This window comes from Cereibacter sphaeroides 2.4.1, from assembly GCF_000012905.2.
Classification (GTDB): Bacteria; Pseudomonadota; Alphaproteobacteria; order Rhodobacterales; family Rhodobacteraceae; genus Cereibacter_A; species Cereibacter_A sphaeroides.
In genome coordinates this window covers 2,470,208-2,494,880 of record NC_007493.2, presented here as the reverse complement: position 1 = coordinate 2,494,880, position 24,673 = coordinate 2,470,208, and the positions used below count along the sequence as shown (strand labels likewise).

29 protein-coding genes are annotated in these 24,673 nt (G+C 70.8%); 13 read left to right on the top strand and 16 right to left on the bottom strand.

Features of this window, described 5'->3' with window-relative positions:
• Positions 1-5 precede the first annotated feature (5 nt).
• Complete coding sequence (locus RSP_RS12095; protein ID WP_009561771.1) at positions 6-227, top strand: DUF6324 family protein; 222 nt, start codon at positions 6-8, stop codon at positions 225-227.
• Here the strand turns inward: RSP_RS12095 and RSP_RS12090 are convergent, their stop codons facing one another.
• Together RSP_RS12090 and RSP_RS12085 are read right to left on the bottom strand one after the other, a co-directional pair.
• Positions 228-695 (bottom strand): MmcB family DNA repair protein, encoded by a 468-nt coding sequence (locus RSP_RS12090; protein ID WP_017139947.1) that lies wholly within the window; start codon positions 693-695, stop codon positions 228-230.
• A 325-nt stretch (positions 696-1,020) separates the two neighbouring features.
• The gene (locus RSP_RS12085; RefSeq protein ID WP_011338461.1) at positions 1,021-2,022 is read right to left on the bottom strand and encodes a polyprenyl synthetase family protein; all 1,002 of its coding nucleotides are present in this window, start codon (positions 2,020-2,022) and stop codon (positions 1,021-1,023) included.
• Between the two features lie 68 nt (positions 2,023-2,090).
• Between RSP_RS12085 and RSP_RS12080 the strand changes: the two genes are divergently transcribed.
• From RSP_RS12080 to RSP_RS12070, 3 genes are all read left to right on the top strand, one after another.
• Complete coding sequence (locus tag RSP_RS12080; RefSeq protein WP_002720934.1) at positions 2,091-2,306, top strand: putative signal transducing protein; 216 nt, start codon at positions 2,091-2,093, stop codon at positions 2,304-2,306.
• Entirely contained in the window at positions 2,306-3,067 is a 762-nt protein-coding gene (locus RSP_RS12075; RefSeq protein ID WP_011338460.1) for a tRNA1(Val) (adenine(37)-N6)-methyltransferase, read from the top strand. Before RSP_RS12080 ends, RSP_RS12075 begins: the two co-directional genes overlap by 1 nt.
• 98 nt (positions 3,068-3,165) lie before the next feature.
• Positions 3,166-3,333, top strand: coding sequence for a YdcH family protein (locus tag RSP_RS12070; protein ID WP_009561774.1), 168 nt, complete (start codon positions 3,166-3,168; stop codon positions 3,331-3,333).
• A gap of 142 nt (positions 3,334-3,475) precedes the next feature.
• Here the strand turns inward: RSP_RS12070 and phbB are convergent, their stop codons facing one another.
• Both phbB and RSP_RS12060 read right to left on the bottom strand, forming a co-directional pair.
• Positions 3,476-4,198 (bottom strand): beta-ketoacyl-ACP reductase, encoded by a 723-nt coding sequence (phbB, locus tag RSP_RS12065; RefSeq protein ID WP_002720931.1) that lies wholly within the window; start codon positions 4,196-4,198, stop codon positions 3,476-3,478.
• A gap of 99 nt (positions 4,199-4,297) precedes the next feature.
• Positions 4,298-5,473 carry an acetyl-CoA C-acetyltransferase gene (locus RSP_RS12060; RefSeq protein ID WP_011841641.1) on the bottom strand — a complete coding sequence of 392 codons (1,176 nt, stop codon included), beginning with the start codon at positions 5,471-5,473 and terminating at the stop codon, positions 4,298-4,300.
• A gap of 276 nt (positions 5,474-5,749) precedes the next feature.
• Between RSP_RS12060 and RSP_RS12055 the strand changes: the two genes are divergently transcribed.
• A complete protein-coding gene (locus RSP_RS12055) occupies positions 5,750-6,337 on the top strand; it encodes a DNA-3-methyladenine glycosylase I (protein ID WP_011338458.1) in 588 nt (195 codons plus the stop codon).
• Positions 6,338-6,487: 150 nt separating this feature from the next.
• Here the strand turns inward: RSP_RS12055 and RSP_RS12050 are convergent, their stop codons facing one another.
• A complete protein-coding gene (locus RSP_RS12050; protein ID WP_011338457.1) occupies positions 6,488-7,426 on the bottom strand; it encodes an L-threonylcarbamoyladenylate synthase in 939 nt (312 codons plus the stop codon).
• A 108-nt stretch (positions 7,427-7,534) separates the two neighbouring features.
• On the opposite strand from RSP_RS12050, the gene RSP_RS12045 reads away from it, so the two are divergent.
• Genes RSP_RS12045 through RSP_RS12030 form a run of 4 tightly spaced genes read left to right on the top strand, consistent with a single transcriptional unit; the run spans position 7,535 to position 11,145 of the window.
• A complete protein-coding gene (locus RSP_RS12045) occupies positions 7,535-9,223 on the top strand; it encodes an acyl-CoA dehydrogenase (protein ID WP_011338456.1) in 1,689 nt (562 codons plus the stop codon).
• Positions 9,220-10,254 carry an MBL fold metallo-hydrolase gene (locus RSP_RS12040; protein ID WP_011338455.1) on the top strand — a complete coding sequence of 345 codons (1,035 nt, stop codon included), beginning with the start codon at positions 9,220-9,222 and terminating at the stop codon, positions 10,252-10,254. The genes RSP_RS12045 and RSP_RS12040 overlap by 4 nt, the downstream gene beginning before the upstream one ends.
• Positions 10,255-10,313: 59 nt before the next feature.
• The gene (locus RSP_RS12035) at positions 10,314-10,499 is read left to right on the top strand and encodes an aa3-type cytochrome c oxidase subunit IV (protein ID WP_011338454.1); all 186 of its coding nucleotides are present in this window, start codon (positions 10,314-10,316) and stop codon (positions 10,497-10,499) included.
• Between the two features lie 34 nt (positions 10,500-10,533).
• Positions 10,534-11,145, top strand: a complete 612-nt coding sequence (locus tag RSP_RS12030; RefSeq protein WP_011338453.1) for a hypothetical protein — start codon at positions 10,534-10,536, stop codon at positions 11,143-11,145.
• 24 nt (positions 11,146-11,169) lie between these two features.
• Here the strand turns inward: RSP_RS12030 and RSP_RS12025 are convergent, their stop codons facing one another.
• Positions 11,170-11,502: an AzlD domain-containing protein gene (locus tag RSP_RS12025; protein WP_002720923.1), complete on the bottom strand. Its 333-nt coding sequence runs from the start codon at positions 11,500-11,502 to the stop codon at positions 11,170-11,172.
• Positions 11,499-12,206, bottom strand: coding sequence for an AzlC family ABC transporter permease (locus tag RSP_RS12020; protein ID WP_011338452.1), 708 nt, complete (start codon positions 12,204-12,206; stop codon positions 11,499-11,501). The genes RSP_RS12025 and RSP_RS12020 overlap by 4 nt, the downstream gene beginning before the upstream one ends.
• Positions 12,207-12,281: 75 nt before the next feature.
• Here RSP_RS12020 and mobA point away from each other — a divergent pair, with 75 nt between their 5' ends.
• The 3 genes from mobA to RSP_RS12005 are packed head-to-tail and all read left to right on the top strand — an operon-like array spanning position 12,282 to position 14,805.
• Positions 12,282-12,863, top strand: a complete 582-nt coding sequence (mobA, locus tag RSP_RS12015) for a molybdenum cofactor guanylyltransferase MobA (protein WP_011338451.1) — start codon at positions 12,282-12,284, stop codon at positions 12,861-12,863.
• On the top strand, positions 12,860-14,218 hold the full coding sequence (mobB, locus tag RSP_RS12010; protein ID WP_011338450.1) for a molybdopterin-guanine dinucleotide biosynthesis protein B: 1,359 nt from the start codon (positions 12,860-12,862) through the stop codon (positions 14,216-14,218). The genes mobA and mobB overlap by 4 nt, the downstream gene beginning before the upstream one ends.
• Entirely contained in the window at positions 14,215-14,805 is a 591-nt protein-coding gene (locus RSP_RS12005) for a GNAT family N-acetyltransferase (RefSeq protein WP_011338449.1), read from the top strand. The genes mobB and RSP_RS12005 overlap by 4 nt, the downstream gene beginning before the upstream one ends.
• 12 nt (positions 14,806-14,817) lie before the next feature.
• Here RSP_RS12005 and RSP_RS12000 read toward each other — a convergent pair whose 3' ends face one another.
• Genes RSP_RS12000 through RSP_RS11990 form a run of 3 tightly spaced genes read right to left on the bottom strand, consistent with a single transcriptional unit; the run spans position 14,818 to position 17,115 of the window.
• Positions 14,818-15,543: a lysophospholipid acyltransferase family protein gene (locus tag RSP_RS12000; protein ID WP_011338448.1), complete on the bottom strand. Its 726-nt coding sequence runs from the start codon at positions 15,541-15,543 to the stop codon at positions 14,818-14,820.
• Position 15,544: 1 nt separating this feature from the next.
• Positions 15,545-16,447: a cell division protein FtsX gene (locus tag RSP_RS11995; protein ID WP_011338447.1), complete on the bottom strand. Its 903-nt coding sequence runs from the start codon at positions 16,445-16,447 to the stop codon at positions 15,545-15,547.
• Positions 16,444-17,115: a cell division ATP-binding protein FtsE gene (locus RSP_RS11990; protein ID WP_011338446.1), complete on the bottom strand. Its 672-nt coding sequence runs from the start codon at positions 17,113-17,115 to the stop codon at positions 16,444-16,446. The genes RSP_RS11995 and RSP_RS11990 overlap by 4 nt, the downstream gene beginning before the upstream one ends.
• 163 nt (positions 17,116-17,278) lie before the next feature.
• On the opposite strand from RSP_RS11990, the gene RSP_RS11985 reads away from it, so the two are divergent.
• Positions 17,279-18,370, top strand: a complete 1,092-nt coding sequence (locus RSP_RS11985; protein ID WP_017139945.1) for a zinc-ribbon domain-containing protein — start codon at positions 17,279-17,281, stop codon at positions 18,368-18,370.
• 201 nt (positions 18,371-18,571) lie between these two features.
• Here the strand turns inward: RSP_RS11985 and RSP_RS11980 are convergent, their stop codons facing one another.
• The 6 genes from RSP_RS11980 to argH form a co-directional block, all read right to left on the bottom strand.
• Positions 18,572-21,076, bottom strand: coding sequence for a TIGR02302 family protein (locus RSP_RS11980; RefSeq protein WP_011338443.1), 2,505 nt, complete (start codon positions 21,074-21,076; stop codon positions 18,572-18,574).
• A 28-nt stretch (positions 21,077-21,104) separates the two neighbouring features.
• On the bottom strand, positions 21,105-22,370 hold the full coding sequence (gene lysA / locus RSP_RS11975; RefSeq protein WP_002720913.1) for a diaminopimelate decarboxylase: 1,266 nt from the start codon (positions 22,368-22,370) through the stop codon (positions 21,105-21,107).
• Between the two features lie 194 nt (positions 22,371-22,564).
• Positions 22,565-22,882, bottom strand: a complete 318-nt coding sequence (locus RSP_RS11970; protein WP_011338442.1) for a DUF2834 domain-containing protein — start codon at positions 22,880-22,882, stop codon at positions 22,565-22,567.
• Position 22,883: 1 nt separating this feature from the next.
• Positions 22,884-23,102, bottom strand: a complete 219-nt coding sequence (locus tag RSP_RS11965) for a hypothetical protein (protein ID WP_011338441.1) — start codon at positions 23,100-23,102, stop codon at positions 22,884-22,886.
• A gap of 5 nt (positions 23,103-23,107) precedes the next feature.
• Positions 23,108-23,257: a hypothetical protein gene (locus tag RSP_RS11960; protein WP_002720910.1), complete on the bottom strand. Its 150-nt coding sequence runs from the start codon at positions 23,255-23,257 to the stop codon at positions 23,108-23,110.
• On the bottom strand, positions 23,254-24,669 hold the full coding sequence (gene argH / locus RSP_RS11955) for an argininosuccinate lyase (protein WP_011338440.1): 1,416 nt from the start codon (positions 24,667-24,669) through the stop codon (positions 23,254-23,256). Before argH ends, RSP_RS11960 begins: the two co-directional genes overlap by 4 nt.
• Positions 24,670-24,673: the final 4 nt, after the last annotated feature.

Genomic DNA, 24,673 nt, shown 5'->3' with positions numbered 1-24,673 from the left:
CCGACATGGGGATCGACAAACAGAGCGAGCTTGCCGCGAACCTGCAGATCGGGCCGACCTCGCTCGGCATGGTGCGGATCTATATCGAGGGCGAGGGCGTGGACCTGCCGCTCGATTTCGACCCCGACGAGGCCGACGAGATCGCCGAGGAGCTGCGCGCCGCAGCCGAGCGTGCGCGCGCGATGGCCAAGGACAACCGCGGGCCGGAGCCGAAGAAGCGGAAGTGATCAGCCGGGGAAGGCGCCCGGATCGCGCAGACCCTGCAGGCGCAGGGCCGCGTGGCGGGCGAATCCCTGGATCACGGCCTTGCGCCGCGCGGGCGCGAGCCGCCCCTCGGGGCCGATGCGCAGGATCTCGGCATCGTAGCCGTCGGCGAGCATGAGGCCGGTGCCCTCGGGCAGGAGATCCACCGGAAAGGCCTCGTCCACCGCGAAGAAGAAGCGGTCGCACCAGTCGAGATAGCCCTGCCACTTGCGGTCGGACTGATAGTCCGCGCGCGAGGATTTGCATTCCACCACCCAGATCTCGCCCTTGGGCCCCAGCGCCATCACGTCGACCCTGAGGCCGGGCGCGGGCACGAGTTCGACCACCGAGACGAAATCATGGCTGCGCAGATGGCGGCAGACGCCGCGGGCGAGCCTTTGGCCGGGCAGGAGGGGGGCGAGGCCGGAATCGGGAACGGTAAGGGTCTGCATGGCGCCATCATGAACGGACAGGGAACGGCTGTCCATCGCCGAGCGAACACGGATCGGAGAGCCGCCCGGTCGGGGGGGGGGCGCGACAGGATTCGAGCGGGCCGCTTCAACGGTCTCTTCCTGATGGCCGCCGGTGAGGCCCCCCCGCGGGGGCTTTTGCGGCGGACGCCTTCCGAGCAGGCCCGGGAGCGGTTCGGGGGAAGACCGGCGGCCAGTGCGGCTTCTCAGGCGAGGCCGGCCTCCCGCGGCAGAGGGACTGTCGGAAGGCCGAAAGGGGCGCAGCGCGGGATCCTGCGCTGCGCCGGGGCAGAGCGCCCGGAAGGGATCAGGCGATGCGTTCGACCACGAAATCGGCCAGATCGTGCAGCATCTCGCGCAGCGGGTGCTCCGGCAGCTGGCCGAGTGCCTCGCGCGCCACCGTGACCCAGCGGAGCGCATCCTGCCGGGCGGCCTCCATGGCGCCGTGGCGGGACATGATCGCATGGGCTTGCTCGAGGTCACCCTCGCGCTGGTCGCCCTTCTCGATCACCCGCTGCCAGAAGGCGCGCTCCTCGGCATCGGCCTGGGCCACCGCCTTGATGACCGGCAGCGTCAGCTTGCGTTCGCGGAAGTCGTCGCCGGTGTTCTTGCCGATCTGGGCATCCACGCCGCCATAATCGAGGAGGTCGTCGACGATCTGGAAGGCGATCCCCAGCGCGTCCCCGTAGGCGTGGAGCGCCTCGACCTGCGCCTCGGGCACGCCCGCGACCACGCCGCCCACCTCGGTTGCCGCGGCAAAGAGCGCGGCCGTCTTGCCGCGCACCACCTGCAGGTAGATGTCCTCGGTCGTGCGCAGATCCTGGGCCGCGGTCAGCTGCAGCACCTCGCCCTCGGAGATGGTGGCCGAGGCATTGGCGAGGATGTCCATCACGCGAAGCGAGCCGGTCTCGACCATCAGCTGGAAGCTGCGGGCGAAGAGATAGTCGCCCACCAGCACCGAGGATTTGTTGTCCCACAGCAGGTTCGCCGTGGGTTTGCCGCGGCGGCGGTGGCTTTCGTCCACCACATCGTCGTGAAGCAGCGTCGCCGTGTGGATGAACTCCACCGTCGCGGCCAGATGGATGTGATAGGGCCCCTCGTAGCCGCACAGCCGCGCCGCGGCGAGCGTCAGGAGCGGCCGCAGCCGCTTGCCGCCGGCCTCGACCAGATGCGCCGTGACCTCGGGAATGCGGGGCGCGTGTTTCGAGGCCATCCGCTCGCGGATCAGCCCGTTGACGGCGGCCATGTCCTCGGCCAGCCACGCGGCGAGCCGTTCATGCGGCTTTTGCGAAACCTCGTCCAATCCCATCCCGATCCTGCCACCCGGTCGACGAACCGGCCTCGACAAACCGAGGCGTTGCCGACAATGTCCCCGACATGAAGGAACTGTTGCGCACGACCGACCCGACGATCATCGCCTTCGCCACCGCGCTCCTTCAGGGCGAGGATATAGACGCCTTTCCGGTGGACGTCCACATGAGCGTCCTCGAAGGCTCCATCGGCATATTGCCGCGGCGTCTGTTTGTCCCGGAAGAAGACTGGGATCGCGCCTGCCGGGTGATGTCCGACAACGGCATCCCGACGACCCCCTGATGTTCGCCCCGGACGAATTGACTTCCGACGGCTTTCTCGGCGGACGTCTGACGGTGCTGCAGCCGCGCCGGGGCTACCGGGCCGCGACCGATCCGGTGCTGCTCGCCGCGGCCGTTCCCGCCAGCGCGGGGCAGAGCGTGCTGGAACTGGGCTGCGGTGCCGGGGTCGCGAGCCTTTGTCTCGCGGCACGGGTGCCGGGGCTGCGGCTTGCGGGGCTGGAGCTGCAACCGGCCTATGCCGCGCTCGCGCGCGAGAATGCGGCGATGAACGGCGTGGCTCTCGAGGTTGTGGAGGGCGATCTCTCGGCGATGCCGGCGGCGCTGCGGCAGAGCTTCGACCATGTGATTGCCAATCCGCCCTACTATCCCGCGGGCGGCGGAACCGGAGCGGCCGATCCCGGACGCGAGCGGGCGATGCGCGAGGAGACGCCTCTGGCGACCTGGATCGAGGCCGCCGTGCGTCGTCTTGCGCCCCGCGGCGTTCTGTCGCTCATCTTCGGCGCGGATCGCCTGCCGGATGCGCTGGCCGCCCTCGACGGACGCATGGGCTCCTCCGTCCTCCTGCCGCTTCAGCCGCGCGAGGGCCGCCCGGCCAAGCGCGTGATCCTCCAGTCCCGCAAGGGCGGGCGGGCGCCGTTCCGGCTGCTGCCGCCCTTCGTGCTGCACGAGGGCGCCCAACATGACGGCGACCGCGAGAGCTTCAGCCCCGCGGCTGCCCATATCCTGCGCAACGGAGGGGAATTCCCGTTCAGGTTGATATGAGACTGCGCGAGGTCCTGCCCACCGGCCCGACTTCGCGTGACACGACTCGACCTTTGTGATGAACTCGTGACACTCGGATCATGCACAGGAGGACGAGAATGACTGTCGCTTCGCATCTGCAGGAACTGCGCCGCAAACACGAGACTCTCTCGACGAGCGTGGAGAAAGCTCAGCGAAACCCCGCCATGGACGCCCTGAAGATCTCCGAGATGAAGAAACAGAAACTCAAGCTGAAAGAGGAAATCGCCCGTCTTTCTCAGGCGTGACGAGGGGGCGGCGCCCACCTTCGGGTGCTGGCGCCCCGGCTCGCCCGTCGCGGGACGTTTCAGCCGACGGTTGATTCCAGTGAAACGAAAGGAGCCGCGCAGATCCCTGCGCGGCTCTCTGGTTTTCAGGATGAGAAGATCCTCAGACGAAATACTGGCCGCCGTTCGCCGTGATGGTCGATCCGGTGACGAAGCCCGCATCGTCGGAGGCGAGGAAGACCACGCAGCGGGCAATCTCCTCCGGCTCGCCGAGGCGGCCGGTCGGGATCTGGGCGATGATCGACTCGCGCACCTTTTCCGGCACGGCCATCACCATCTCGGTCGCGATATAGCCGGGGCAGATCGCATTGACGGTGATGCCCGCCCGCGCGCCCTCCTGCGCCAGCGCCTTGGTGAAGCCGAGGTCGCCCGCCTTGGCCGCGGAATAGTTCGCCTGCCCGGCCTGGCCCTTCTGGCCGTTGATCGAAGAGATGTTGATGATCCGGCCGAACTTGCGGTCCCGCATCCCGGACCAGACCGGGTGGGTCATGTTGAAGAGGCCCGACAGGTTGGTGTCGATCACCTCTTTCCACTGGTCGCGCGTCATCTTGTGGAACATCGAATCCCGCGTGATGCCGGCGTTGTTCACCAGCACAGCCACCGGCCCGAGCTCGGCCTCGACCTGCGCGATGCCCGCAGCGCAGGCATCGTAATCCGCGACGGACCATTTGTAGGTCTTGATGCCGGTCTCTTCGGTGAACTTCCGCGCCGCCTCGTCATTGCCCGCATAGTTCGCGGCGACCGTGTAGCCCGCGTTCTTCAGCGCCACCGAGATGGCGGCGCCGATGCCCCGCGAACCGCCCGTCACCAGAGCAACCTTGGACATGATCCCTCCTTCAAATATCCGCTCGTTGAAAGACTGTTATAGATATGGAAAAGGGTGCGCAACATTATTGCGCACCCGTTGTCAGATCGCCGCGGGCGATCAGGGGCGCTCGAGGCACATGGCGACGCCCATGCCGCCGCCGATGCAGAGGGTGGCGAGGCCCTTTTTGGCGTTGCGGCGCTGCATCTCGAACAGCAGCGTGTTCAGCACGCGCGCGCCCGAGGCCCCGATCGGGTGCCCGATGGCGATGGCGCCGCCGTTCACGTTCACGATCGAGGGATCCCAGCCCATGTCCTTGTTGACGGCACAGGCCTGCGCCGCGAAGGCCTCGTTGGCCTCGACCAGATCGAGATCGCCCACCTTCCAGCCGGCCTTCTCGAGCGCCTTGCGGCTGGCATGGATCGGACCCACGCCCATGATCGAGGGATCGAGCCCCGCCGTGGCATAGGAGGCGATGCGGGCCAGCGGCGAAAGGCCGCGCTTCTCGGCCTCCTCGGCGCTCATCACGAGGACCGCCGCCGCGCCGTCGTTGATGCCCGAGGCGTTGGCCGCGGTCACGGTGCCGTCCTTGATGAAGGCGGGGCGCAGCTTGGCCATCGCGTCGAGCGTCGCGCCGTGGCGGATGTATTCGTCGGCATCCACTGTCACGTCGCCCTTCCGGGTTTTGATGACGAAGGGCACGATCTCGTCGGCGAAGCGGCCGGCCTTCTGTGCCGCCTCGGCCTTGTTCTGGCTGGCGACGGCGAATTCGTCCTGCATGTCGCGGCTGATCTGCCATTTCGCGGCGACGTTCTCGGCGGTCTGGCCCATGTGATAGCCGTTGAAGGCGTCCCACAGCCCGTCCTTGATCATCGAGTCGATGAAGCTCAGGTCGCCCATCTTCTGCCCCGCGCGCAGATGGGCCACATGGGGCGAGAGGCTCATGTTTTCCTGGCCGCCCGCCACGACGATGGAGGCATCGCCCAGCTGGACGTGCTGCGCCGCCAGCGCCACCGCGCGCAGGCCCGAGCCGCAGACCTGGTTGATGCTCCAGGCGGCGCTTTCCTGCGGCAGGCCTGCCTTGATGTGGGCCTGACGGGCGGGGTTCTGGCCCTGACCCGCGGTCAGCACCTGGCCGAGGATCGTCTCGCTCACGTCCGCCTTGTCGATCCCGGCGCGGGCCACCACGGCCTCGATCACGGCAGCGCCGAGGTCATGGGCGGGCGTGCTCGCGAAGGCGCCGTTGAAGCTGCCGACGGCCGTGCGCGCCGCCGACACGATTACCACGTTGGTCATGTCCGATCCTCTCCCTTGAACCGATGCGGGCAGAGGGCATTCTCCGCCGCTGTGCAGAAAACGGGTAAGCACCGGGAAGGCGTTCTGCAAGATGTTTGCGCTCGCGGCCCGGTGGAGTGCGCCGGGGGGCCCGCACCTCCTCCGGCCGCGGGCTTCGGCAGGGGCGGCGGCGCGCGCGCTGCGCGGGCTTCGGCACGCCGTCCGGGCCGAAAGCCGATGACAGTCCGGGACCGGGGCCTTAAAGGTGGGCGCAGTCGCCTCTTTTTCCGGACGGACATGGACCTCACACGCTGCCCCTGGTGCGGACAGGATCCGCTCTACACCGCCTATCACGACACCGAATGGGGCGTGCCCGAATGGGAGGCGCGTGCCCTGTGGGAAAAACTCATCCTCGACGGCTTCCAGGCAGGCCTCGCCTGGATCACCATCCTGCGCAAGCGCGAGGCCTTCCGCGCCGCCTTTCAGGGCTTCGAGCCCGCCGTCATCGCCTCCTGGGGCGAGGCCGATGTGGTGCGTCTTCTGGGCGACGCGGGCATCGTGCGCCACCGCGGCAAGATCGAGGCCACCATCGGCAATGCCCGCGCCTTCCTCGCGATCGAAGAGCGGCAGGGCTTCTCGGACTTCCTCTGGAAACATGTCGAGGGACGGCCGGTGCAGAACCGCTTCGCCACGATGGCCGAGGCGCCGACCGAGACCGCCGCCGCCCGCGCCATGTCGAAGGAGCTGAAGGCGCACGGCTTCCGCTTCTGCGGGCCGACCATCGTCTATGCCTTCATGCAGGCCACCGGCATGGTGAACGACCATCTGGTGGGCTGCCACGCCCACGACCGCTGCGCGAGCCTCGCCGCGCGCCCGGCGGGCTGAGCGCGGCCCCGGCGCGCGGACGCAAGCCGCTGGTGAACGGCCGGGCATCGACAGGCTGCCCCCGGCCGGCGCCGTGACCGTCGTGTATCTCCCGCCTGCCGATGGATCGGCTCATGAGGGACGGCGGCGGGCAGCCGGTCGCTGCGGTGGTCAGGGCCGGGGGGCTGCGGCGCGGCGGAGGCGGTCGTTGATCGCGCGGCCGAGACCCCGCTCGGGCACAGGCGCCACCGCGATGGGCCGCCCCTCGCGGTCCGCCTCGCGCAGGAAATGGAAGAGGTTCGCCGCCGCCTCCACGAGATCGCCCGAGGGCGACAGGTTCTGCGGCCCGCCGAGCTTGCCGAAGCCGATCCAGCTCTCGCCGGGCCGCGCCTCGGTCGCTCCGAGCCGCACCGGCGCCTCGGGCGCGTAATGCGAGGCGAGCTGACCCGGCGCCGAGGGGCGGTCGGCGCTGCCGCCTGCGACGAGCGGCCGGCCGAGGCACTCTTCCAGCGCCTCGGCGGGCAGACCTCCGGGCCGCAGGAGAAGCGGCGGCTCGCCCGGGGCGAGGATCGTCGATTCCACGCCCACGCCGCAGGTGCCGCCGTCGAGCACCGCCTCGATCCGCCCCGAGAGGCCGTCCAGCACATGCTCGGGCCGGGTCGGGCTCACCCGGCCCGAGGGATTGGCCGAGGGGGCGGCGAGCGGCCCTCCGAAGGCGCGCAGCAGCTGCTGGGCCAGCGGATGGGCCGGCACCCGGATCGCCACGGTCGAAAGGCCTGCCGAGACGAGGGGCGAGACGGGCGTGTCGCCCAGCGGCAGGACGAGGGTGAGGGGACCGGGCCAGAAGGCCTCAGCAAGCCGCAGCGCCTCGTCATCGAACCGCGCATAACGGCGCGCGGCCTCCAGGTCCGGCAGATGGACGATCAGCGGATTGAACTGCGGCCGCCCCTTGGCCTCGAAGATCCGCGCCACGGCGCGGTCGTCGCGGGCATCGCCGGCGAGGCCGTAGACCGTCTCGGTCGGCAGCGCCACGAGGCCGCCCGCGGCAAGCAGGCGGGCCGCTTCGGCGATCCCTTCGGCGGTGGGCGGCAGGAGGCGGGTGTCGGTCATCGCGTGACGCAGCGTTCGAGCTTGAGGATGGGGGCATGTGCGGTAGGCTTTGCGCTGACTTAGACGCGTCCGCCGCCTTTGCCAAGGCAGCCCTTCCCGGAGGACCTCATGCCCTATCGTGCGCCGCTGGCCGACTTCCGCTTCCTGCTGGGCCATGTGGTGGGCCTCGATCAGGTGGCCGCGACGGAGCGGTTCGCCGAAGCCACGCCCGAGACGGTCGAGGCCATCCTCGCCGAGGCGGGCAAGCTCTGCGAGGAGGTGCTGGCGCCGCTGCAGCGGCCGGGCGATCTGCATCCGGCCCGGCTCGAGAATGGCGTCGTGCGCACCTCGCCCGGCTATGCCGAGGGCTACCGCGCCATTGCGGACGGGGGCTGGGTGGGGATCGCCGCCAGCCCCGAGCATGGCGGCATGGGCCTGCCCATGGCGGTGACGACCGCCGTGAACGAGATGATGTCCTCGGCCTGTCTCTCGCTCCAGCTCAATCCGCTGCTGACGCAGGGCCAGATCGAGGCGCTGGAGCATCACGCCTCGGATGCACTGAAGGCGCTCTATCTGCCGAAGCTCATTTCGGGGGAGTGGAGCGGCACGATGAATCTGACCGAGCCGCAGGCGGGGTCGGACGTGGGCGCGGTGCGCACGCGGGCCGAGCCGCTGGAGGACGGCACCTATGCGATCACCGGGCAGAAGATCTACATCACCTGGGCCGACACCGACTTCAACGCGAACGTCTGCCACCTCGTGCTGGCGCGCTTGCCGGACGGGCCGCAGGGCACGCGCGGGATCAGCCTCTTCCTCGTGCCGAAGTTCCTGCCCGACGCCGAGGGCCGTCCGGGGCCGCGCAATGCGGTGACGGTGGTGAGCCTCGAGGAGAAGCTGGGCCTGCATGGCTCTCCCACTGCCGTCATGGATTATGACGGGGCGAAGGGCTGGCTGGTGGGCGCGCCGCACAAGGGGATGGCCGCGATGTTCACCATGATGAACAACGCCCGTCTCGGGGTCGGCGTGCAGGGCGTGGGGGTGGCCGAGGCCGCGACCCAGGCGGCCGTGGCCTATGCGATGGAGCGCCGGCAGGGCGGGCCGGGCGGCATCATCGAACATGCCGACGTGCGCCGGATGCTCGCCGTGATGAAGGCCGAGACCTTCTCGGCGCGCGCCATCGCGCTCGCCTGTGCCGTGGCCCTCGACATGGGCCGCGCGACGGGCCAGCCGGAATGGCAGGCGCGGGCCGCGCTTCTCACGCCGATCGCCAAGGCCTACGGCACCGATGTGGGCATCGAGGTCGCCTCGATGGGGGTGCAGGTCCATGGCGGCACGGGCTTCATCGAGGGCACCGGCGCCGCGCAGTTCCTGCGCGACGTGCGGGTGACGGCGATCTACGAGGGGACGAACGGCATCCAGGCGATGGACCTCGTCGGCCGCAAGATGATGGACGGGGGCGAGGCGGCCTTCCGCCTTCTGCAGGAGATCGAGGACGCGGCCGAGACCGCGCGCCACAGGCTGCCCGATCTGGCCAACGATGTCTGGGCCGCCTCCGAGGCGCTGCGCGAGGCGACCGAGACGCTGGTGGGCCAGGAGATGCAGGACCGGTTCGCGGGCGCGGTGCCCTATCTGCGCGCCTTCGCCCGCGTGCTCGGCGCGCATTTCCACCTGACGGCCGCCGTCACCGATCCTGCGCGCGAGCCGCTCGCGCGGGTCGCGATCCGCCGGCTGCTTCCGGAACATGCGGCGCTGCTCGCACAGGTGCGCGAGGGCGCGGCGGGGCTCTATGCGCTCTCGCCCGAGGATCTGGCCGCGTGACGGCCCAGATCCGGACCCCGTTCGAGATCCCGCCCGAGGAAGGCTCGGCCATTCCACTCGCCCCGGGTGTGCTCTGGCTGCGCCTGCCGCTGCCGATGCAGCTCGACCATGTGAATGTCTTCGCGCTGGACGACGGCGACGGCTGGACGCTCGTGGACACGGGCTTCGACAGCCGCCGCGGCCGCGCGATCTGGGAGCGGCTTCTGGCGGGCCCGCTCGGCGGGCGGCCCGTCCGGCGGGTGATCGTGACCCATTACCACCCCGACCATGTGGGCCTTGCCGGCTGGTTCCAGTCGATGGGGGCCGAGCTCGTGACCACCCGCACCTCTTGGCTCTATGCCCGGATGCTGGTGCTCGACGTGCAGGAAGTGCCCGCGCCCGAGACGCTGGCCTTCTGGCGCGGGGCGGGGATGCCGCCCGCCATGCTGGCTGAGCGCGCGGCCGAGCGGCCCTTCAACTTCTCCGACATGGTGGCGCCCCTGCCGCTGGGCTTCACCCGGATCGTCGAGGGTTCCGAGCTGGTCGCGGGCGGGCGCCGCTGGCGGGTGCGGATCGGCCACGGCCATGCGCCGGAACATGCCACGCTCTGGAGCCTCGACGACGATCTGGTGCTCGGGGGCGATCAGCTTCTGCCGGGCATCTCGGCCAATATCGGCGTCTATGCCTCAGAGCCCGAGGCCGATCCCTTGGCCGACTGGCTCGACTCCTGCCGGGCGTTTCAGGCCCATGCCGAACCGCGGCACCTGATCCTGCCGGGCCACAAGCTGCCCTTCACGGGCCTGCCCCTCCGCCTGCGCCAGATGATCGAGAACCACGAGGGCGCGCTCGAGCGGCTGCGGACCCATCTCGCGGAACCCCGGACGGCGGTGGGCTGTTTCCTTCCGCTGTTCGGGCGCGAGCTGACGGGGCCGGCCTACGGCATGGCGCTGGTCGAGGCGGTGGCGCATCTGAACCACCTCTGGCACCGGGGCGAGGTCTCGCGGACGGTCGACGCGCAGGGCGCATGGCTCTGGCAGCGGGCCCGGGGCTGAGGCGTGCCCCTGCGCGGCCGGGGCTGCAAGGGCGTGACAGAAGGGAGGAAATCGGATAGATGGCAGAGACTAACAAGGGGACCGGACCGATGGCAGATCACTCGCATCCCGCTCACGGGCATGTGGCAGGCTCGATGGACATCACCCAGCAGGAGAAGACCTTCGCGGGCTTCGTCCGGATGGTGACATGGGCCGCCGTGGTCATCGTCGCGGCCCTGATCTTCCTCGCGCTGGCCAACGCCTGATCTTCCTCGCGGACGCCGCAAGCCCGGACTTTTCATGCGCCATCTTCTCTTCTGCGCCGCCTTCGTGGCGCTGGCCGCCTGCGGCGGTGCCGAGCCCGTCTGGGCGCCCGACGATCAGGTGGCGCGTGCCCGCTATGTCTCGACCGAGCCTGCCTCGATCACGCTCTTCACGGTCACGCGGGTGAAGGACGGCAGCGGCGCCCATTCGGGCCTGCTCATCAACGGCAGTCAGGTCGTCATGTTCGACCCTGCCGGCTCGTGGCACCATCCAGCCCTGCCCGAGCGCAACGACGTCCATTTCGGCGTCACGCCGAAGGTGGTGGCCTACTACATCGACTATCACGCGCGCGAGACCTTCGACGTCCATGAACAGACGCTGCGCGTGCCCCCCGCTGTGGCCGAGACGGTGCTGCAGCGCGCGCTGGCCTATGGCGCGGTGCCCAAGGCCAATTGTGCGCGGGCGATCTCGACCATCCTGCATGGCACGCCCGGGCTCGAGCAGGTCGACGTGACCTGGTTCCCGAACCGCCTGCGCGAGGAGTTCGGCCAGCTGCCGGGCGCGACCAGCCGCACGATCCACGACGACGATGCCGACGACAACCATGGCGTGCTCATCGTCCAGCACGGCGACCCGCGCCTCAACTGAGCCGCGGGCCCCGGATCGCCGGGATCAGAGGCTGAGGAGCCACGGCGTGAGGTAGAGCACCGCCGCCCCGCCGAAGATCGCGGCGAAGACGTTGCGGGTGAGAAGACCCAGAGCCACCGTGGCGACCGCCGCGGCGAGCCGCGCGGGATCGGTCTCGCCGCCCGTTGCCGGCGGCCAGAGCACCAGCGGCGCCACCAGCCCCGGCAGTACGGCGACCGGCGTGTAGCGCAGGAGCCTCAACGCCCACAGCGGCAGCGAGCGGCTGCCGATCAGCCCGAGGAACGAGAAGCGCAGCAGGAACGTGCCGAGTCCCAGCACGATCATGACGGTCCAGACCTGAACGGAATCCTCGATCATGCTGCGCGCCTCCGCTCGGTCCAGGCCTCGACCTGCGCCCCCGTCACCATCGCAGCCACCGCCGCCACCAGAAGCCCGCTGTTGTAGGGCATGAAGGCCAGCACCAGCGACAGCGCGACCGACACGCCCGCCGCCGCGATATGGGCCGGCGTGCGCAGGAGCGGCGCGATCATCGCGAGGAAGGTGATGGGCACCGCGAAATCGAGCGCGAACTCCGGCGGGATCTTCGTGCCGAGCCGGGCGCCGACATAGGTCGAGCCATACCAGAGCGGGCAGACCGGCAGCACGGTTCCGAAGAAGAAGGCGATCTTCTCGCCGAGGCTCTGCTGGGGCGCGCGGTCGAACTCGATCATCGAGGCGGTGTAGGTCTGGTCCACGAGGCAATAGGCGATCAGCGCGCGCAGACCTGCGGGCGCGGGCCCCAGATGCGGCGTGAGCGAGGCCGAATACATCGCCATTCGCAGGTTCACCGCGAGCGATGTGGCGAGGATGATGAGCGTCGGCGCATGGTCGGCCATCATCTGCACCGCCGCAAACTGCGCCGCCCCGGCGATCACGATGATCGAGAAGCCCATCACCTCGACGATGTCGAGCCCCGCCTCGGTCCCCACGACACCGAAGAGAAGCCCGAAAGGCGCGATCACCAGCGAGAAGGGCGTGGCGGCCCAGAGACCGCGCAGGAAGGCCGAGCGTCGGGTGGACATGGCAGAACCTTGTGGTTGTCGGACGCAACTCTTGCGCTTAGGGCTTCTCGTCGGACGATGCAATCGGAGGCGGCCATGCGACTTTTCGGTCTGATCCTCGCCGGGGGCGAGGGCCGGCGGATGGGCGGAACGGACAAGGCGTCCCTCACGCTGGGGGGCAGGCTCCTTGTGACCTGGGTGGCCGAGCGGCTCGGGCCCCAGGTCGAGGAGCTGGCGATCAGCGCGAACGGCGATCCCGCGCGCTTTGCGGGGCTGGGCCTGCCGGTGCTGCGCGACGAACATCCGCAGGGGCCGCTCTCGGGCGTGCTCGCGGGGCTGCGCTGGGCGGCGGCGGCAGGGGCCGACGCGCTGGTGACGGCGCCGGTGGACACGCCCTTCGTGCCGGGGGATCTCGCGCCCCGGCTGTGGCTTGCGGGCGAGGGCACCTGCGCGGTGGCCGAGGCGGGCGGGCGCGTGCATCCGGCCTGCGGGCTCTGGCCGGTGGCGGTGGCGGAGGATCTCGCCGCGTGGCTGGCCGCGGGCGAGGCGCGCGTCATGGGCTTTGCGGCGCGGCATGGGGCCGCACGGGCTGGATTTCCCGACGAAAACGCCTTCCTCAACCTGAATGCGCCCGAAGACCTCGCGCGGGCCGAATCGCTGCTGCGGAAGGACGCATGAGGGTCTACGGGATCATCGGCTGGAAGGATGCGGGCAAGACCGGGCTCGTCGAGCGGCTGGTGGCGGCCATCGCCGCCCGCGGCTTCAGCGTCTCGACCGTGAAGCACAGCCATCATGACGTGGATCCCGACCCGCCCGGCAGCGACAGCCACCGCCACCGCGCGGCGGGCGCCGCCGAAGTGGTGCTGGCGGGACCGCGCCGCCTGATCCTCACGCGCGAGCATCGCGGCGAGCCGCCGCGCCTTGCCGCCATCCTCGAGCGGATGGCGCCGGTCGATCTGGTGCTGGTCGAAGGCTACAAGACCGAGCCCCATCCGAAGATCGAGGTGTTCCGCAAGGCTGCGGGCCATGCGCTGCGGCAGCCCGAGGATCCGTGGGTGCGCGCGGTGGCGAGCGACACGCAGATGGCGCTGCCGGTTCCGGTGCTCGATCTGGACGATACCGAGGCGGTGGCCGACTTCCTGCTCACCGATTCGGGGCTGGTGCGGTCGGGCTTCGACACGGTGATCGCGGTCGACTGGTCGGGCGCCTCGGTGCCCTCGCCACGCAAGCCCTCGTCGGATGCGATCTGGATCGGGGTGGCCTCTCCGCTGGGCGAGACGGTCAGCTATCACCGCACCCGCGCCGATGCCGAGGCGCATCTGAACGACCTCTTCGCCTTCGAACTGACGGCGGGGCGGCGGGTGCTCGCGGGCTTCGACTTCCCCTTCGGCTATCCCGAAGGGTTCGCGCCGCGCCTGACCGGGCAGGCCTTCGCGCCCGCGCTCTGGGACTGGCTCGAGGCGCGGATCGAGGACGGGCCGGACAATGCCAACACCCGCTTCCAGTTCGCCGACCGGATCAACGCGGGCTTTCCGGGGCAGGGGCCGTTCTGGGGCCGGCCGGGCGGGCTTGCGCTCGACCATCTGCCTGACCGCAAGCTCTGCGACCACGAGGCTCTGGGCATCGCCGAGCGCCGACGGGTCGAGCAGGCGGTGCCGAAGGCCCATCCGGTCTGGAAGCTCTATACCACGGGGTCGGTGGGCTCGCAGGCGCTGCTCGGGCTGCCGGTGATCGCGCGGCTCCGCCGCCGCTTCCACGCCCAGGCCTGGCCGTTCGAGCCCGCCACCGGCCCCATCGTGCTGGCCGAGATCTATCCCTCGCTGCTCGGCCCCGCGATCTCGAAGGCCACCCGCGAGGGCGAGATCAAGGATTCCGCGCAGGTGCGGCTGATGGCGCGGGCGCTCTGGCGGATGGCGCGCGACGGCTCGCTCGCCGCGCTTCTGGCGGATGTGCCGGACTGGCCGGGCCGGGCCGAGGAGGGCTGGATCCTCGGCGCGGGGCAGGCCGAGCAGCTGCGGCTTGCGCTGATATGAGGATCGAGGTCCGGCAGGGGCTGCCGCCCGGGCAGCGGCGGCTGGCGGCCGAGCTCTACTGGCAGGCCTTCGGCGGCAAGCTCGACCGGGTCATGGGGCCCGAGCCGCGGGCGCTGGCCTTCCTCGAGCGGGTGATGCGGGCCGACCATGTGCTGGCGGCCGTCGATGCCGAGGGCCGGCTTCTGGGGCTCGCGGGCTTCAAGACGCCGGCCGGCGGCTTTGCAGGCGGCACCTGTGCCGACATGCGCGCGGTCTACGGCGTCTGGGGCGGCACATGGCGCGTACTGATGCTGCGGGCGCTGCAGGGCGATGTCGACAACGAGCGGTTCCTCCTCGACGGGATCTGCGTCGCGCGCGACCTGCGCAGCCGGGGGATCGGCAGCGCCCTTCTCGAGGGGATCTGCGCCGAGGCGGTCCGGCGCGGCTATCCGGCGGTGCGGCTCGATGTGATCGACACCAACTGGCGCGCCCGCGCCCTCTATGAGCGGCAGGGCTTCATCGCGATCCGGAGCCACCGGATCGGGCTTCTGCGCTACGTCTTCGGCTTCAATGCCGCCATCACCATGGTGCGTCCGGTGGCCGGCTGAGGGCCGGGCCGCTCAGCCCTGCCGGGCCTCGGCGATCAGCCGGTTCGAGGCGTCCTCGATCGCGGTCTCCAGCTCGACCATGAAGGCCGCGGCCGTTTGGCCGGGCTGGATCGGCGGCAGGAACTCCACCACGGCGGTGCCGGGCCGGCGATAGATCCCGTGCCGCGGCCAGAAGACGCCCACATTGGCCGCCACCGGATAGCAGGGCTGATCGAGCTGGCCGTAGAGGGCGGCGGTGCCCATCTTGTAGGGCAGATGCGCGCCCGGAGCCACGCGGGTGCCCTGCGGATAGATGATGAGCTGGCCCGGCGTCGCGCGGCCCTTCTCGACATCGGCCATCATCTTCTTGATGGCCGCGCCCCGCTTGCCGCGGTCCACCGGAATGAAGCCCGCCTGAAGCGCCATCCAGCCCATCAGCGGGATCCAGGCCAGCTGCTTCTTCATGATGAAGCGCGGCGCGGGCAGCACCGAGAAGAGCAGGATGGAATCGAGGAAGCTCTGGTGCTTCGAGGCGATGAGCGCGCCGGTCGTGGGGATCTCGCCCCGCACCTCGGTCCGGAGCCCCGCGATCCAGCGCAGCGTGAAGCGCGTCCAGCGCGCGAAGATCCGCATCCAGACCGGCGCCCACTTGCGGTCGACCAGCACGAGCGGCGTGAAGGCCAGCGCGATGGCGATCATCGAGACATACATCACGATGTTGAAGAGGATGGACCGGATCCATTGCAGCGCGGTGCGCATGTCAGGTGAGTTCCTTCAGTTTGCGGAAGGCGGCGGCGCGGGTCGCGAGGAAGGCGGTGACGGCGGCGACGGGCGGCAGCAGGAAGGGCAGGAGCCAGCCCGCGCCCTGAAAGCCGAGGCCGGTCAGGAACCCGCCCGCCGCATCGGCCGAGGGCAGGAGCATCACGGCAACGAGGCCGCCGGCGGTTCCGGCCGCGGCGCCCGCCAGCGCGCGCAGCGTGAAGCGCCGCACGAAGGCCCGCGCGATATAGATGTCGCGCGCCCCCACGAGGCGCAGCACCCCGATCACCTGCGCATTGGCCGCGAGCGAGGCATTGGCCGCCAGCGTGATCATCGCGGCCGTGCTGGCGAGGATGAGCAGGATCGAGACCGTGCCCAGCAGCCGCAGCCGCGAGGCCGCGATGGCCAGCGGCTGACGCCAGCGCAGATGGTCGTCGAGGATCGCGCCCGGGGCCTCGGCCGCGAGGCGCTGGCGCAGGCCCTGCGCGTCGTATCCTTGGCCCTCCTCCTGCAGCTCGATCAGCCGCGGGATCGGCAGCGTGTCGAGGGGCAGATCCGAGCCGAACCAGGGTTCGAGCAGCGCGTGCTCCTCGTCATCGGTCAGCGCGCGGGCCGACGCCACGCCCGGCGTGGTGGCCAGCAGGTCGAGCACGGCCCGCGTCTGCAGCTCCATCTGCTCCTCGGGCGCCGAGATGCGGATGGTGGCCGTGCGCTCCAGCGCCTCGCCCCAGCGGTCGGCGAGCCGCCCGGCCGCCAGCGACAGCGCCAGCGCGAAGACGGCGAGGAAGGCCATCGTGCCCGCGGTGAAGCCCGTGAGCCAGGCCGTGTGGCCCGAGGGCGGCACCACCCGGTCGGCCTGCCGGTCGGGCGTCGCGATCTCGCTCAGCAGCTCGCGCAGGGTCACAGGTCCGCCCCCGCCAGCTGGATCCGGCGGTTCGAGATGCGCAGCACCCGCGCCGCCACCTGCTGCTTGGCGCTGCGGATGAGGTTCAGATCGTGCGTGGCTATAAGGATGGTCGTGCCCATCCGGTTCAGCTCCACCAGAAGCTTCAGGAGCCGGAGCGACATCTCCCAGTCGAGGTTGCCGGTCGGCTCGTCGGCCAGAAGCACGTCGGGCGAGGTGATGATCGCCCGCGCGACCGCAGCGCGCTGGCGCTCGCCGCCCGAGAGCGAGGGGGGCAGGGCGTCCGCCAGCTGCGACAGCCCCACCCATGCCATCAGGTCCGACAGATCCTGCGTGTTGCTCTCGCGCCCGGTCACGGTCAGCGGCAGGGTCACGTTGGTGGCGAGCGGCAGATGGTCGAGGAAGCGGCAATCCTGATGCACCACGCCGATCCGCCGCCGCATCCGCGCGACCTCGTCGCGGTCGAGGCCATGGACCTCGCGGTCGAAGATCGTGACCGTGCCCACGGTGGGCAGAAGCTCGCCGTAGCAGAGCTTGAGGAAGGTCGACTTGCCCGACCCCGAGGGACCGGTGAGGAAATGGAACGAGCCGGGCGTCAGCCGCAGCGAGACCTCGGACAGGAGCTCTCCCCCGCCGTAGCTGTAGGCGACATTGTCGAAGGCGATCACGCCGTCACTCCCCTGGGTCCCCGCGCATGCGGCCGCAGTCTTAACCGACCTGTCCGCGGTTTCAATGCGGCTCGGTGCCGGGCGGGCCACAGAGGCTTGGATGGCGGGGGCAACGGCGCTACAAGGTGGGGCAAGAACCAGAAAACGGGGCAGGACGAGGGACATGCGGCTGATATGCCCGAATTGCGATGCGCAATATGAAGTGTCCGACGAGGCGATCCCCCCGGAAGGCCGCGACGTGCAATGTTCGAACTGCGGTCACGGATGGTTCCAGCGCCCGGTCTCGCTGATCCGCGTGGAAGGGATCGGCGCGCCGCCCACCTTTGCCGCGCCGCAGCCGGATCGGCCCGATCCCGCGGCCCTGCCGTCGCAGCCCGATGGAGAAGAGCGCGCGGCCGAAGCTCGGCCCGAAGCGCCCGCCCAGCAGCCCCGGGCGGATCGGCCGGAGAGGGGCGGAGAGCCGGAAATAGGATCCCGGGCCGAGGCCCAGCCGCCCCGGTCCGATAAGGCGGCCGAGCCGGAGACCGGGACCCCGTTCGGCGCCGATGCCTCCCGGCCCGAGCAGGTGCAGGGCGGCGGCGCCAGCCTTCATGGGGGTCCGGCCAGACCGGTGCCCCCATCCCTGCCGCCCATCGACGAGGACGACGAGGACGAGGACGAAAGGACGGCCGAGTCGCGGAGGCTCTGGGCCGGGACGGTGGCCCCGCCCAGCCGGAGCCTCGACGAGGGGCTTCTGGCCGTCCTGCGCGAGGAGGCCGAGCTTGCCGCCCGTCAGCGTCGGGCCGAAGCGCCCGCCCGGCCTGCCGCCGCTCCGACGCCGGAGCCGGTTCCCGCGGCCGCCGTGGCGCCCGTCGCGCCCTGGCCGCAGGCTCTGCCGCCCACCGCCTCGCCGGATGTCGTCCCGACCGGGGCGCCCGATCCGGCCGAGCCCGTCGCGCGTCCCCGCCGCGATCTGCTGCCGGACATCGAGGCGATCAATTCGAGCCTCCGCTCGAACGGGAAGCGCCCGACGGAGACTGCCGCGCCGCAGGCGCCCGCGCCGCGCTCGCGCGCCCCGTTCCGGACCGGCTTCTTCCTGATGATCAGTCTGGCCCTGTTCCTCGCGCTGGCCTACGCGATGGCGCCGCGGATCGCGGCCGAGATCCCGGGCGCCGAACCCGCCCTGCGGCGCTATGTGACGGCGGTCGACGAGGCGCGCCTGGCCTTCGACCGGCTGCTGCGCACCGCCGCGGAGCGCCTCGAGGAGGCCCGCTGACGGCTGACACCTGTCAGGGCCGGGTGCGCCTCAGGCAGTGCCCGGGCGGACAGCGCCAAGCTCCCTTCGCAACGGCAGGGTGATCGACCGGGCGGGGCCGGGTCTCGCGAGACGACAGCGCCGCGGTTTCCTTCGGGACCACGCGATGGTGTCCCGTGCGCAGCGGAACCTCGCGAGGACGGAAGCGTCGCTGCCGCCCTCTCAATACATGTCGAGCAGCCGGCGGAGATATTCGCGCTCGATCTCGGGGCGCGAGAGGTCGCCCGAACGGCGGCGGATCTCGTCCAAGAGATCCTGAGCGCGGCGGTAGACATCCTCGCCCTGCAGCATGTTGCGGTCGGATCCGATCCGGCCGGTCTCGCCGGGCTCGCGCCCCAGAGGATCGCGCTGGCTGTTCGGATCCGCGCGCCCGAAGGCCTCGCCCTCGCCCTGACCGTTCTGCTGGCGCTGCTCCTCGGCCATGGCCTCGCCCAGCTCGCGCATCCCCTCGCGCAGCTGCTCCATCGCCTCGGCCTGCCGGTCGAGGGCGCCCGGCAGGTCGCCGTCGCGCAGCGCCCGCTCGGCCTCGCGCATGGCCCGGCCGGCATCGTCGAGCGAGCGGCGGCCGTTCTCGCCCCTCTCGCTGCCCTGACCGGGCAGGGGCTGGTTCTGCATTCCGTTCAGCCGGTCGCCCAGCTCGCGCTGGCGCTCGGCGAGGCTCCGGCCGTCGCGGCCCTCCTGACCCTCGCCCTCGCCGGGCCGGCCGTCCTGCGGGCGGCCGCCGTTCGGCCCCTGCTGCAGCTCGCGGAAGGCATCGTCCGACAGGCCCTGCTGGTCGCGCAGCGTCTCGGAGAGGTCGCGCATCGCCTGGCTGCCGGGGCCCTGGCCCTGACCCTCGCCCATGGTGACCTGCATGTTCTCCATCAGCTGACGCATCATCTCCATCAGCTCGGCCGCCTCGGCCATGCGGCCCTGCTCCATCAGCTCCTGCAGCTTGTCGAGCATCTCCTGCAACTGGTCGCCCGACATCTCCATCGTCTGGCGGTTCTCGGCCTGCTGCTGGTCGGGATTGCGCTGTGCCTCTTCGGCCAGCTCGCGCATGTAATTGTCGAGCGCCTGCCGCATCTCCTGCATCAGCTGCTCGATCTCGTCCTGCGAGGCGCCGTTGCGGATCGCCTCGTCGAGCCGGTCCTGTGCGCGCCGGAGCGCCTCGAGCGCCGAGGCGAGGTCGCCCTCCTCGACCATCAGCGCGATCTCCCAGAGCTGCTCGGCGATCTCGTCACGGGCGGCGGGGGCCAGGGTGGCGGCCTCGGCATCGAGCTTCCGCATCAGCACCCGCGTGCGCAGGAAGGCGCGCTCGTTGCGGAAGAGCCCTTCGGGCGCATGAGTCACCGCATGGAGGATCTGCGCCGTGCGCGGCCCGTTCGTCCGGTTCCACAGGAGGTCGCGCCGCATCTCGATCAGGGCCGCCGCCAGCGGGTCGAAGAAGCGCCGGCCCGGCAGCACCACCTTCAGGGGCTCGGCGCGGCCTTCCTGCAGGGCGGCATCCGTGACCGAGAGGTTCAGCACCACGGGCAGGTTCGCGAACGGATGTTTCGCCAGATCGTCGACCAGCGTCTCGCTGAACTCGGCGCGGTTGCCCGCGATGGGCAGGGGCAGGTCGAGCGTCACCGGTTCGCGCGGCTCGGGGTCCACCGCCAGCCCGTAGCGGCGGTCGATCGCAGGCAGGTCGAGCAGGATCGTGGCCTGACCGCCCGTCACGCCGTAATCGTCGCGGGCCGAGAAGGAGAGCTTCATCTGCCCGTCGGCCTCGCGCTCCATCTGGCCGTCGGCGGTGACGAGCGGCGGGCGGTCGGCCAGCGCCATGATCTTCCACGACCTTCCGCCGCGCCCGTCGATGGTCAGCGCGCCGGTCTGGCGCACCTCGACATCCTGCGCGGGCCCGGCGGGCGCCTCGCCCGCGGGGCGGCCCGAGACGCTTTCGGTGACGGTCAGATCGCCCACCTCGCCGTAGAGGCGGATCTGGAGCCTCGTGCCCACGGGCAGGGTGATCTCGGGCGCGTCGATCTCGTTGAGATAGAGGGACGGCTTGCCGGTATAGGAGGGGGGCTGCGCCCAGGCTTCCCAGCTCGGGCCTACCATCGCCTCCGCCCCGCCGCCCGCGAGGCCCGTGACCGAGGCCACGCGCCAGATCGAGCCGAACATCAGCGCGATGACGAGGGCGGTCAGCGCCAGATAGCGCAGCGCGAACGGGTCGCGGCGGGCGAGCCTGAGGTCGGGTCGCACGGGACGCGCCTCGGCCGCGCGTTCGGCCATGCGGCGGCGGTGCGCCTCCCAGATGGCGCGCGACCAGGGATCGCCGCTGCCGATGGCCTGCGCGTCGGTCATGGAGGAGATCGGGCGGCCCGGCAGCGAGGCGTCGAGCCGGGAGAGCGCCTCGGTCCGCGTGGGCCTGCGGAAGGCGCGAAGCCCGAAGCCTGCCGCGATCAGCGCGCCCAGGACTGCCAGCGCGAGGCCGCCCCGCACCCAGTCGAGCGGCAGAAGATCCTGCAGCCCGAAGACCAGCGCCGCGAGGGTCGCCACGAGGATCGTCCAGACCGGCCAGAAGCTGCGCACCAGCCGCTCGGCCCAGAGCCCCGCCCATGTCAGGCGGAGCGGCCAGATCAGTCGCGCGAGCGCCGTGGCGGTCGCGGGATCCCGAGCGGTGTCGCGGTTCTCGTGGGCCATGCGCCTCGCCTGACTGCGGCTGCGCGCGTCACAGCCATTCGGGGATGCTATCGCGGCCGAGCATTTCGTCAAACGTCGGTCTCGCCCGTATGACGGCGAAGTGATCCCCGCGCACCAGAACCTCGGGCACCAGCGGGCGGGAATTGTATTCCGAGGCCATCACCGCGCCATAGGCCCCGGCCGAGCGGAAGGCCACCAGATCGCCCTCGGCCATCGGCGGCAGCGCGCGCGCCTTGGCGAAGGTGTCGCCCGTCTCGCAGACCGGGCCCACCACGTCGTAGGGCTGGCTTTCGGTGCCCGGCGCGGCCTCCGCCAGCGGCACGATGTCGTGGTGCGCGCCATACATCGAGGGCCGCACGAGATCGTTCATCGCCGCGTCGAGGATCAGGAAGTCGCGTCCCTCGCCGTTCTTGACATAGATGACCCGGCTCACCAGCACGCCCGAGTTGCCCGAGATCAGCCGCCCGGGCTCGATCTCGATCTCGCAGCCGAGATGGCCCACGGTGCGCTTGATGAGCGCGCCGTAGTCGGTGGGCAGCGGCGGGGCCTCGTTCGAGCGGGTATAGGGGATGCCCAGACCCCCGCCGAGGTCGAGCCTGCGGATCTCGTGGCCCTCGGCGCGCAGGCGGCCGGTAAGCTCCGCCACCTTCAGATAGGCCTGCTCGAAGGGCTCGAGCTCGGTCAGCTGCGAGCCGATATGGACGTCGATCCCCATGACCTCGAGCCCGGGCAGGGCCGCGGCCTCGGCATAGACCTCGGAGGCGCGCTCTATCGGGATGCCGAACTTGTTCTCCTTCTTGCCTGTGGCGATCTTCTCGTGGGTGCGGGCATCGACGTCGGGGTTCACCCGCACGGCGATGGGCGCGCGCAGCCCCATCGAGGAGGCCACCTCGGACAGCGCCCGCATCTCGGGCTCGGATTCCACGTTGAACTGCCGGATCCCGCCCTCGAGCGCGATCCGCATCTCCTCGCGGGTCTTGCCCACGCCCGAGAAGACGATCCGGTCGCCCGGCACGCCCGCGGCGCGCGCGCGCAGATATTCGCCCGCCGAGACCACATCCATGCCCGCGCCGAGATCGCCCAGAAGTTTCAGCACCGCGAGGTTCGACAGCGACTTGATCGCGAAGCAGACCAGATGCGGCAGGGGCGTCAGCGCCTCGGTGAAGAGCCGGTAGTGCCGTTCGAGCGTGGCCGCCGAGTAGCAGTAGAAGGGCGTGCCGACGGTCGCGGCGATGTCCGAGAGCGGCACCTCCTCGGCGTGGAGCGACCCGTTGCGGTAGAGGAAATGGTCCATGGTCTGGTCAGCCTGAAGATCGGGGGCGCGGCTCGGAGCGGATGCACCGGCCGGTGCGGAGGAACGGGGCCCGGGCCGCGGGGCAGGGCGGGGGATCGGGGCTCGGGCCACGGGGGCCGGAGCGGGGGGCGGGCGGCCGCGGGGCAGGGGCCAAGGGGCTCGTGCCCCGGATGCGCGCGGGCGGCGGGTCGGGCTCAGGCCGCGGGGCGCGAGCGCAGGAACAGATAGAGCGGCAGGCCGCAGGACACGCCGATCAGGAAGGTGGCGGGAATGGCCACCAGCGCGAGCCAGTTCTTTCGCGGGACGCTCTCGGCCAGCACCCAGACGGTGAGGGTGAGGGCGGCGATGGTCAGGTCCCAGACGAGGCCCGTGGTCGAGGCATTCACATACCAGGCATCGATCAGGCCGCCGAACCCTTCGCCCGTCGTCACCATGTAGCTGATGAAGTGATACATCGGATGGGTGGCGCCCCAGACGGCAAGGGCGAGGAAGACGAGACGCAGGGGGGACATGTCAGAAGGCTCCTCCGACGGCGACGCCCACATTGCCGATGCCCGTGCCCACCGAGGCGCCGTAGGGGGACACGCCGAGGCTGGTCGCCCCCACCCGCGTCGACATGCGGGGATGGACGTGGACGCCGCCCGGCCCGACCCCCACGCCCATCCCGAGACGCGGCGCGTTCGGATCGCTGCAGGCGGCCAGCAGGGCGAACAGGACCAGCGCCCGGACCATGGCGGTCAGTTGCTCCGGATGCCGATTTCGGCGGTGCCGCCGATCGACAGGCCCGGCGGGACCGTCACCGGCTGATCGGTGCCGGGACGGAGCGGCGGGCCGTCGACGCCGCAGCCGGCGAGGACCAGAAGACCGAGGATCAGCGGGACTTTCATGCGGCATCTCCCAGCAGCTCTTTCCAGCGCGCGGCCTGCGCGCGGACATTGTCGGGTGCGGTGCCGCCGTAGGAGGTGCGGCTGCGCACGGAATTCTCGACGCCGAGGACGGCGAACACGTCCTCGCGGATGCCCGGATGCACCTCCTGCATCTCGGCGAGCGAGAGATCGGGCAGGTCGCAGCCCCGGGCCTCGGCGCGGGCCACGAGCGTGCCCGTCACATGATGGGCGTCGCGGAACGGCAGGTTCAGCTCGCGCACCAGCCAGTCCGCCAGATCGGTCGCCGTCGAGAAGCCCGAGGCCGCGGCGGCGGCGAGGCTCTCGCGGTTGGCCTGCATGTCGCCCACCATGCCGGTCATGGCGGCAAGCCCCAGCATCAGCGTGTCGGCCGCGTCGAAGACCTGCTCCTTGTCCTCCTGCATGTCCTTGGAATAGGTCAGCGGCAGGCCCTTCATCACGGTGAAGAGCGCGACGGCCGCGCCCAGCACCCGGCCCATCTTGGCCCGCAGCAATTCCGCCGCATCGGGGTTCTTCTTCTGCGGCATGATCGACGAGCCGGTGGTCCAGCGGTCCGACAGGCGCACGAAGCGGAACTGGGCCGAGGACCAGATCACCAGCTCTTCCGCGAAGCGCGACAGATGCAGGGCGCAGATCGCCGAGGCCGACAGGAACTCGAGCGCAAAGTCGCGGTCCGAGACCGAATCGAGGCTGTTGGCGGTGGGCCGGTCGAAGCCGAGCGCCGCCGCCGTCATGTGCCGGTCGATGGGGAAGCCCGTGCCCGCCAGCGCCGCGGCGCCCAGCGGGCATTCGTTCATGCGCGCGCGGGCATCCACGAAGCGCGAGCGGTCGCGCGCCAGCATCTCGACATAGGCCAGCATGTGATGGCCCCAGGTGACCGGCTGCGCGGTCTGCAGATGCGTGAAGCCCGGCATCACCCAGTCGGCCCCCGCCTCGGCCTGCGCGAGGAAGGCCCGCATCAGCGCCTCGATCCCCGAGATGGCCGCATCGCACTGGTCGCGGACCCAGAGACGGAAATCGACCGCCACCTGATCGTTGCGCGAGCGCGCCGTATGCAGCCGGCCGGCGGGCTCGCCGATCAGCTCCTTCAGGCGGGCCTCGACGTTCATGTGGATGTCCTCGAGCTCGACCCGGAAGGGGAAGCCGCCGGCCTCGATCTCTGACAAAACGGTGAGAAGGCCTTCCCCGATGGCCTCGGCATCCCTAGAAGTCAGGATGCCCTGCGCCGCGAGCATCGCGGCATGGGCCCGCGAGCCGCGGATATCCTGCGCGTAGAGCCGCTTGTCGAACCCGATCGAGGCGTTGATCGCCTGCATGATCGCATCGGGGCCCGCGGCGAAGCGGCCGCCCCACATGGTGTTGGCGGCGGAGGAGGGGTCGGGCGCGTCGGACATGGGA

Excerpts from the sequence above, each read along its gene's own strand:
- lysA (WP_002720913.1), bottom strand. The coding sequence starts at position 22,370 with ATGGACCATTTCCTCTACCGCAACGGGTCGCTCCACGCCGAGGAGGTG.
- RSP_RS12050 (WP_011338457.1), bottom strand. The coding sequence starts at position 7,426 with ATGACCGACACCCGCCTCCTGCCGCCCACCGCCGAAGGGATCGCCGAA.
- RSP_RS12090 (WP_017139947.1), bottom strand. The coding sequence starts at position 695 with ATGCAGACCCTTACCGTTCCCGATTCCGGCCTCGCCCCCCTCCTGCCC.
- RSP_RS12080 (WP_002720934.1), top strand. The coding sequence starts at position 2,091 with ATGAAGGAACTGTTGCGCACGACCGACCCGACGATCATCGCCTTCGCC.
- RSP_RS12045 (WP_011338456.1), top strand. The coding sequence starts at position 7,535 with ATGCCCTATCGTGCGCCGCTGGCCGACTTCCGCTTCCTGCTGGGCCAT.
- RSP_RS12025 (WP_002720923.1), bottom strand. The coding sequence starts at position 11,502 with ATGATCGAGGATTCCGTTCAGGTCTGGACCGTCATGATCGTGCTGGGA.
- RSP_RS12060 (WP_011841641.1), bottom strand. The coding sequence starts at position 5,473 with ATGACCAACGTGGTAATCGTGTCGGCGGCGCGCACGGCCGTCGGCAGC.
- RSP_RS11960 (WP_002720910.1), bottom strand. The coding sequence starts at position 23,257 with ATGAAAGTCCCGCTGATCCTCGGTCTTCTGGTCCTCGCCGGCTGCGGC.
- RSP_RS12005 (WP_011338449.1), top strand. The coding sequence starts at position 14,215 with ATGAGGATCGAGGTCCGGCAGGGGCTGCCGCCCGGGCAGCGGCGGCTG.
- RSP_RS11985 (WP_017139945.1), top strand. The coding sequence starts at position 17,279 with ATGCGGCTGATATGCCCGAATTGCGATGCGCAATATGAAGTGTCCGAC.
- RSP_RS12070 (WP_009561774.1), top strand. The coding sequence starts at position 3,166 with ATGACTGTCGCTTCGCATCTGCAGGAACTGCGCCGCAAACACGAGACT.
- RSP_RS12085 (WP_011338461.1), bottom strand. The coding sequence starts at position 2,022 with ATGGGATTGGACGAGGTTTCGCAAAAGCCGCATGAACGGCTCGCCGCG.
- RSP_RS11980 (WP_011338443.1), bottom strand. The coding sequence starts at position 21,076 with ATGGCCCACGAGAACCGCGACACCGCTCGGGATCCCGCGACCGCCACG.
- RSP_RS12020 (WP_011338452.1), bottom strand. The coding sequence starts at position 12,206 with ATGTCCACCCGACGCTCGGCCTTCCTGCGCGGTCTCTGGGCCGCCACG.
- phbB (WP_002720931.1), bottom strand. The coding sequence starts at position 4,198 with ATGTCCAAGGTTGCTCTGGTGACGGGCGGTTCGCGGGGCATCGGCGCC.
- argH (WP_011338440.1), bottom strand. The coding sequence starts at position 24,669 with ATGTCCGACGCGCCCGACCCCTCCTCCGCCGCCAACACCATGTGGGGC.
- RSP_RS11970 (WP_011338442.1), bottom strand. The coding sequence starts at position 22,882 with ATGTCCCCCCTGCGTCTCGTCTTCCTCGCCCTTGCCGTCTGGGGCGCC.
- RSP_RS12000 (WP_011338448.1), bottom strand. The coding sequence starts at position 15,543 with ATGCGCACCGCGCTGCAATGGATCCGGTCCATCCTCTTCAACATCGTG.
- mobA (WP_011338451.1), top strand. The coding sequence starts at position 12,282 with ATGCGACTTTTCGGTCTGATCCTCGCCGGGGGCGAGGGCCGGCGGATG.
- RSP_RS12035 (WP_011338454.1), top strand. The coding sequence starts at position 10,314 with ATGGCAGAGACTAACAAGGGGACCGGACCGATGGCAGATCACTCGCAT.
- RSP_RS12055 (WP_011338458.1), top strand. The coding sequence starts at position 5,750 with ATGGACCTCACACGCTGCCCCTGGTGCGGACAGGATCCGCTCTACACC.
- RSP_RS12075 (WP_011338460.1), top strand. The coding sequence starts at position 2,306 with ATGTTCGCCCCGGACGAATTGACTTCCGACGGCTTTCTCGGCGGACGT.
- RSP_RS12095 (WP_009561771.1), top strand. The coding sequence starts at position 6 with ATGGGGATCGACAAACAGAGCGAGCTTGCCGCGAACCTGCAGATCGGG.
- RSP_RS11965 (WP_011338441.1), bottom strand. The coding sequence starts at position 23,102 with ATGGTCCGGGCGCTGGTCCTGTTCGCCCTGCTGGCCGCCTGCAGCGAT.
- mobB (WP_011338450.1), top strand. The coding sequence starts at position 12,860 with ATGAGGGTCTACGGGATCATCGGCTGGAAGGATGCGGGCAAGACCGGG.
- RSP_RS12030 (WP_011338453.1), top strand. The coding sequence starts at position 10,534 with ATGCGCCATCTTCTCTTCTGCGCCGCCTTCGTGGCGCTGGCCGCCTGC.